Source organism: Fructobacillus evanidus (assembly GCF_963580165.1).
Lineage (GTDB): Bacteria > Bacillota > Bacilli > Lactobacillales > Lactobacillaceae > Fructobacillus > Fructobacillus evanidus.
On sequence record NZ_CAUZLM010000003.1, the window covers coordinates 211,511 to 218,863 of the forward strand.

General features: G+C 42.6%; 6 protein-coding genes. 2 read left to right on the plus strand and 4 right to left on the minus strand.

The window, feature by feature from the left end; genetic code table 11:
• Positions 1-127: 127 nt before the first annotated feature.
• On the minus strand, positions 128-2,158 hold the full coding sequence (locus AABI08_RS03415; protein ID WP_338343729.1) for a KxYKxGKxW signal peptide domain-containing protein: 2,031 nt from the start codon (positions 2,156-2,158) through the stop codon (positions 128-130).
• Between the two features lie 291 nt (positions 2,159-2,449).
• Positions 2,450-2,953: a serine O-acetyltransferase EpsC gene (epsC, locus tag AABI08_RS03420; protein ID WP_059393351.1), complete on the minus strand. Its 504-nt coding sequence runs from the start codon at positions 2,951-2,953 to the stop codon at positions 2,450-2,452.
• A 218-nt stretch (positions 2,954-3,171) separates the two neighbouring features.
• Here epsC and AABI08_RS03425 point away from each other — a divergent pair, with 218 nt between their 5' ends.
• Entirely contained in the window at positions 3,172-4,374 is a 1,203-nt protein-coding gene (locus AABI08_RS03425) for an ammonium transporter (protein ID WP_338343728.1), read from the plus strand.
• A gap of 66 nt (positions 4,375-4,440) precedes the next feature.
• Here the strand turns inward: AABI08_RS03425 and AABI08_RS03430 are convergent, their stop codons facing one another.
• The gene (locus AABI08_RS03430; protein ID WP_338343727.1) at positions 4,441-5,121 is read right to left on the minus strand and encodes a type 1 glutamine amidotransferase; all 681 of its coding nucleotides are present in this window, start codon (positions 5,119-5,121) and stop codon (positions 4,441-4,443) included.
• Between the two features lie 125 nt (positions 5,122-5,246).
• Positions 5,247-6,248, minus strand: a complete 1,002-nt coding sequence (locus AABI08_RS03435; protein ID WP_338343726.1) for a YeiH family protein — start codon at positions 6,246-6,248, stop codon at positions 5,247-5,249.
• 254 nt (positions 6,249-6,502) lie between these two features.
• Here AABI08_RS03435 and AABI08_RS03440 point away from each other — a divergent pair, with 254 nt between their 5' ends.
• The gene (locus AABI08_RS03440) at positions 6,503-7,192 is read left to right on the plus strand and encodes a YjjG family noncanonical pyrimidine nucleotidase (RefSeq protein ID WP_338343725.1); all 690 of its coding nucleotides are present in this window, start codon (positions 6,503-6,505) and stop codon (positions 7,190-7,192) included.
• The last annotated feature ends 161 nt before the right edge of the window (positions 7,193-7,353 follow it).

Here is a 7,353-nt window from a genome sequence, read left to right on the forward strand (position 1 = left end):
TTATTCTATTATAGCAAGAAAACAGGATAGTAGCGCAATAAAAAGAAGCTAAGCTCAGTTTTGAGCCTAGCTTCAAGTGACAGAAGAGAGGACAATGTCCTAATTTTTATCAATCCAATCGTTTGTTTTAGATTACGGCAACGTTCATGGAAGCTGGTGCACCATAGCCAGTTGGCTGCACATTGGAGTTCAAATACTGCCAATCACTTGTTGACAGCCAATAATTGGCACCACGAGCAATTTGTAGTGGATCAGCAATCTTAAAGCCACCATTTTGGTAACCGTAAATCAGTTGAACATGGAAGTTGTTACTTGCATTATTAAGCTGCAAGTTCCATGGGACGTAGGTAATAACTGGGTTCCATGATAATAATTGAACCAGCACGTCATTGACACCGGCTCCCGTGATGTCCTTGGTTTGAACGCCAAAGACGCCGTTCAAGTTTCGGGCCAAAGCAGAGGCCAAAACCGTTTGAGTATACCATTGGCCGTAGCCAAATGGGTTGCCATGGAAACCTTGGTCAGCTGAAACGTTAAAACCATAACCAATCTGATTATAAATGTCGTGAATATTTGGCACATTCTTGCCCTTGGCGGAAAGCGCCATCTGGAATGAAACGCCTTCACAACCTTCTGGTGCGCCTAGTTGTCCTTGGTTCAAAGAAACATGAGGAAAATCAATATTCAACTGGCTAACATCTAAACGACCGTTACCATCGAACGAAACTGAACGGCCCAAAACATTTTGGTTACCAGTCAATGCACGACCATCACCACCAGCATAATAGATACTGTTACCATCCGTATAGTATTGGTTAGTTCGCATGTAATAAGTACCATCATCACCAAAGAAATAAGTACCGTTATCAATGCCTTGAATACCTTGTACAGCGCGGCCATCTTGATCCGTATAATATGTTAGCCCCCACGCATTCCGCCAACCCTGATTTTGCCGAACACCATCGACAAACCAGTAATAAGTGCCAGTGTAGGCTTTAAAGCCAGTATAAAGATTACCGTTATCATACCAACGGTAACCACCATTTTGAGCTGATCCATCCCACAAATAACCATTTAACGGCCGTTCATAGTAGGTATTGTCATCACCAAAATCATATAACTTACTATCAATAATCCGGCTGCCCTGGACAGCACGACCATCTTGATCAGTGTAGTAAGTTAAGCCCCAGGCACTACGCCAACCTTCATTTTGTCGAACACCATCCAAGAACCAATAGTAAGTGCCCATATAACCACGAAAGCCAGAATATAGTTGACCATTGTCGTACCAACGATATCCACCATTTTGCGCTGAACCGTCATAAAGGTAACCAGTTGATCGCAAGTAATACGTGTTATCATTACCAAAATCAAAATCCTGACCATTAATGTTTTGAATACCCTGGACAGCACGACCATCTTGGTCTGTATAATAGTTCAGATTCCAAGCATTCCGCCAACCCTGATTTTGTCGGACACCATCAACAAACCAGTAATAAGTTCCCTCATGATATTGGAAGCCTGTGTAGGGCTTTCCATCAACAAACCAATTCCAACCACCATTCGCTCCTGAAACATCAGGTGAATAGATATAACCATTAACATGCTGCTGAGCAAAATTAGTCAGTGCCGTATCGCGTTGACTCGGTTGATTGTCAGTCGCTTTTTGATTATTACTAGTCGTTGCTGCAGATTGATTATTAGTCACAGTCTTTTGATTTTGGTCAGATGACGTTGACTGACTATCACTAGTACTTACGGTAGATTGACTTTCAGTTGTTTTGGCTGATTGCTTTGAATCATCAGCCGATTGTTGAGTACTTTCTGAGCCAGTGTTCGTACTATTTGTAGTCGTTGTCTTGACGTTCGCATCACTAGTTGCTGCTGTGTTGTTTGAGCCCTGTGCTAAATCACTTTTATCGTTAACCGTGTCCGCTTGATTTGTATCATTTGAACTGCCACTTGTAGCCTGATCAGCAGCCTTCTGTTGGCTTTGCCCTGATGAGTTCACCGTGGCAGTCGCCGTTGCCTGGTTGTTACTTTGTGCGCTAGTTACATCAGCACTCGCGGAAATACCCGCGAAAGTTAAGGCACCAGCAATCGCCACTCCCATCATGACCCAGTTTTTACCCGATTTAAACATCTTAATTCGCATCATAAAACCATCTCTCTTTAATTTATAATATCTTACGTAATATATTATACATATTAGCAATTAATATAAAAGTTTTACTTTCTATCTAAATCAGGCTCCTAATCAGTTGATTTTAAATTAACAAAAAAGCAAAGTTAACTTTGCTTTTTTCTATGAATCGTTTCAATTTTAATTAGGAAAAGACGACATAATTGACAGGCCGCATTAATGCGCGCTCTGAGCCATTTACAAAAAATTTACGACACTTTTATCAACAGTTGTCCTCTTTCAAAAACTCAACCCAGCTGATTTTCATTAATTAACCACACGGGCAGGAATACCCACAACCGTCTGACCAGCAAGAATGTCTTGCAAAACAACAGCATTGGCACCGACTTTGCTATCCTGGCCAATATGGATGTTCCCAATTACCTTAGCACCAGCACCGATTAAGACTCGGTCGCCAATGGTTGGATGACGCCGCACGCCATCTTTCACAGCGCAACGTGCCCCTAAGGTGACGCCCTGGTAAATCGTCACATCATCGCCAATCACGGTTTCTTCACCAATCACGACGTTGACACCGTGATCAATCACTAGATTTTTACCAATTGTTGCACCGGGATGAATATCAATCCCGGTTTTTCTCTTACTATGGGTCGCAAGTAACTGAGCCAAAAATGGGTGGCCATGCGTCCAGAGGTAATGGCTTTTGCGATAAGCCCTGACCGCCTTATAACCAGTATGGAAAAGCAAAACCTGGTAGCGGTGCTGTAAAGCAGGATCACGTCGAATAAAATCATCAGCAGTGTCAAACATGAGTTCTCCTTATTGATAAAAACCCTGGCGTATTCGGTCACCAGGTCAGCAATTCATCGCGTTTCCCGAATATTTACTGACGAATATACCCCCCTTTGCCTAACAAGGCATATAATCTTTGTCAGGAAAGCTACCAAATTTAAATTGGTACAGTTATAACAAGCGGTATGATAAGACCTGTAATAAATAGCAGGGAAACAGTACTTGGAGGAATTCACATGGATAGTGGAAGTATTGCTTGGGTCCTGACATCAGCCGTTTTGGTTTGGATCATGACCCCAGGTTTGGGATTGTTTTACGCAGGATTAGGCGACAAGAAAAACTTGTTGCATACGGTTGGTATATCAGTATTGCTGATTGGTCTAGCCACAGTCGTCTGGGCATTGTTAGGTTATAGCTTATCCTTTGGTGGATCTGGTTCCTTTATTGGAAACCTACATTACTTGGGACTGAACCACGTCTCCCTTTCAGGGTCTACTCGCGGTTTGAACATTCCAGATGGTGCCTTTGCCATCTTCCAAGGAATGTTCCCAATTATCACCATTACCATCATCACTGGTTCAGTGGTTGGACGGATGCGGTTGAAGTCAATGTTAACTTTCCTAACATTATGGTTGATTTTCATTTACGCTCCCCTTGCCCACATGGTTTGGGATAACGGTTTCTTAGCTAAATTGGGTGCTATTGACTTCGCTGGTGGTACTGTTGTTCACATCTCATCTGGTGTCACAGGCTTGGTATTGGCTTTGATTCTCGGCCCACGTAACAATCAAAAGCCACATCAAACGAATCCAATCTATGTTTTGGTTGGTGGTTTCTTACTCTGGGTTGGTTGGTTCGGATTCAACTCTGGTTCAGCTTTAGCTGCTAACAACCAAACCATCGTGGCTTTGATTAACTCATGGGTTGCCTCATCAGCAGCTGTTCTTTCATGGGGAGTGATTGCTTACCAGATTCAAAAGAAGGTCACACTCGATGGATTGGTAACCGGTGCCTTAGCTGGTTTGGTCGCAATTACGCCAGCAGCTGGTTACGTTCAACCATGGGCTGCTATTGTGATGGGCTTGATTGCTGGCGTCCTTGGTTTTGTCAGCATCACAACGATTAAGAACTTCTTTGGTTACGACGACACATTGGATGCCTTTGGTATTCACGGAATCGGCGGTACCGTTGGTGCTCTTCTGACCGGTGTCTTCGCTGATAAGAACTTGCCAGGTAGTGCCGCTGGTTTAATTTCTGGCCACTGGGACTTGCTTGGTCATCAAGCAATCGCCGTTTTGGTAACACTTGCTTTGGTCATTATTGGAACACTAGTTTTGGCTGGCGTTACTCGAGTGATTGCTGGCCCATTACGTGTAAGCGATGCTGATGAAAGCACTGGTTACGACAAATTGATTCACCTACTCGTTATCAAAGACTAAGTCAATTGAGTCAATGCACAATAAAAGGACTGTCATCAATGACAGCCCTTTTATTTTTGCCTAAATTTAATTTGTTTGGTCAACTAAATAGTCCAACAGCAAGAACATTATTCCCTGATTGTTGCTTGGGACACCGTGAGCTAAAATATCAGCTCCTGTTTGGTGCAAAGCATTTTTAGCGTCGTTGGCATACGCGCTATCATTAGCAACCATTTCGCGGACGTTGTCAGCCTCTGGCTCAAAGTGAAACTGTAATCCTAAGAGATTTTCAAAGACAAAACCCTGATTTTTGACCAAATCAGTACTGAATAACAGCTCTGCCTGATCAGGTATGGCAAACATTTGCTCATGCCAATGGAGCGCTTCCACTTTCTCCGGTAAGCCTGGAATACGGTCACTAACCCGCTTAACCGGTGCCCAACCAACTTCCTTATAAGGGGCATCAAGAACTTCGCCCCCAAGAACCTTAGCAATTTGCTGAGCACCATAGCACGCCCCAAAAATCGGCTTATGCTGGGCCATTAGTTGTGCAATTAATGACCGCTCTTCAGCAATCCAAGGCAAGTCATCATTAGGACTCATTGGTCCACCCAAAATAACTAAGAAATCAACATCTTCCGCCTTTGGCAAGACATCTTGAAAATGAGCTGGGTGGTGAACGGTCATCTCATGACCGTGTTTCTGTGACCAACGAGCAATGCTCCCTGGTCCTTCGTTTGGTGTATGTTGCAAAACATGAATGCGCATCAAAAAAGCCTCCTTTTTTCGACGGCAATTTGATACGGGTTTCGCCTGCATATGCCCTTAATATGATTATTTTAACACAAAAAAGTCCTGACGGTTGACGTCAGGACTAATTTTTCAACGAATATTTAAAAGAACAAATGAATCAAAACAACAGCGAGCAAAACTTGAACAGTGCCGACCAAGAAACCAAAACTAAGGAACTTGACCCCACTCTTTTTGATAACTGACCATTTCAAGTTCAAGCCAATCGCAGCCAAGTTGACTACGCCGAAGAAAGTTGACACCGTGTGGCTAAATTGATGAATTGGAGTCGGCAAAGCAATGATTGAATTCACTACCAGTAAGATAGCAAAGACGATGATATACCAAGGTAAAATCGTAATTTTAGCCTTTTCATCCTCTGCGACTGCTTCCTTTGCGTTCTTACGCTTGGCAATGTAAGCAAACAAAACAACCACAAAGACCAACATGATGACCCGTAACAGCTTAAACAGCGTTGCAAAGGTCACAACGTTTGAGTTAATCAAGGAAGCGGTTCCAACAACCTGCCCAACAGACTGGACTGTGCCACCAACTAAGGCCCCACGCAATAGATCATTATTACCAAATAAGAAGTGTGACAAACTTGGTAGTGTCAGCAAAAGCAACATTCCGGTCAGGGAAACGGTTGCGACTGCTGTTCGACGGTCGTCATCCTTGGCTTTGATAACGGGCGCAACGGCGGCAATGGCACTGGAACCACAGACAGCATTGCCGGCACCCATCAGCATCGTACTGTTATCATCGACCTTAAACAGGTACTTCCCCAACAAGAAGACAATCCCAATCACCAAGACCATATTAATAATGATAAAGACAATACCATTCAATCCTAATTTGGAAAGGGTTTTAAAGGTCAAAGTCGACCCCAGCAAAGCAATCCCAATCTCAATTGGATATTTTTCTGACCACTTAACCCCAGCACCATACAGGTCACCAGCAAAAATAGTGTTTCCCAACAAAATCCCAATAATCATGGCCAAACTTTCGGCTCCCAATTGCGGTAAATATTTACTCAAAAATTGGGCAAAAAGCGAAACCACGACTGCCAGGACAATCCCGACAACATGCTTCTTCTCGATTTTCATCAGACAATCATTCCTTCTTTCGTTAGCATTTTAACAAAAAATATTACCTCCCCATTAAACACCTAACCAGGGGGGCTTCGTCAAGTTTATCAAGATTAAAATTTGATAACAAAGGACGTTTTTTAATTATTTTTTAAAATCAGTTTGGCACGTCCCTTTTTCTTTTAAAATAAAACAAAAATTAAGGGGTTGTCTTTTAACCACCGTGTTATCATAATTAAAGTTAATTATAGTATAGAAAGTTGGATTGTAGCATGACCTATGAATACTTGATTTTTGACCTTGATGACACCCTCTTGGACTTTACTGGAGGCGAAATCGCCGCCATTCGTCAGCTTTTTTCAAATGAATTAGGCTTAACAGGCACTGATTTAGACCATGCACTAGAAACTTACCAAGAGATTAACCACCATCTCTGGCAACAATACGAATTCAAAGAAATTGCTCGCCAACAAATTTTTGAAGAGCGTTTCAAAAAGACCCTCGAAACTCTTGGAATCGACTATGATGCCGACCGACTTGAGCAAGAATACGCCACATTGCGTGACCATAATTATCGGATGCTCCCCTATGCCACCGAAATCTTGCAACACCTACAAAATCAATATACGATTATCGCTGGTACGAATGGCCAGGATGCCACTCAACGCCTGCGCCTCAAGGAAACTGGCTTAGATCAGTACTTTGACCAAATTTTCACTTCTGAAATGATTGGTGCTTCTAAACCCGACGCAGCCTTCTTCGACCGCATTTTCCAAGATAATCCACAAATGACCAAGGAAAATACAGTAATGATTGGGGATGGCTTAACTTCTGACATCCTAGGTGGCCAAAACTATCAACTCGACACTATTTGGATTAATCCCAATCACAAAGAAAGCCCGGCAGAAATCAAACCAACCCAGGTAGTTGAGGACTTGCCAACTTTGGAAGCACTCTTGTAATAATGAAAGCTGCGATTCTATCATCGTCAAATCAAAAAAGTCAGACCTGCAATGATATGAACCCCGAAATTTGGACAACCAAATTTCGGGGTTTTACTATGTCTAAATTATCAAAAGAAGACAAAGTTAATATTTATTATCTTTGGAAAAAACAATGCTAT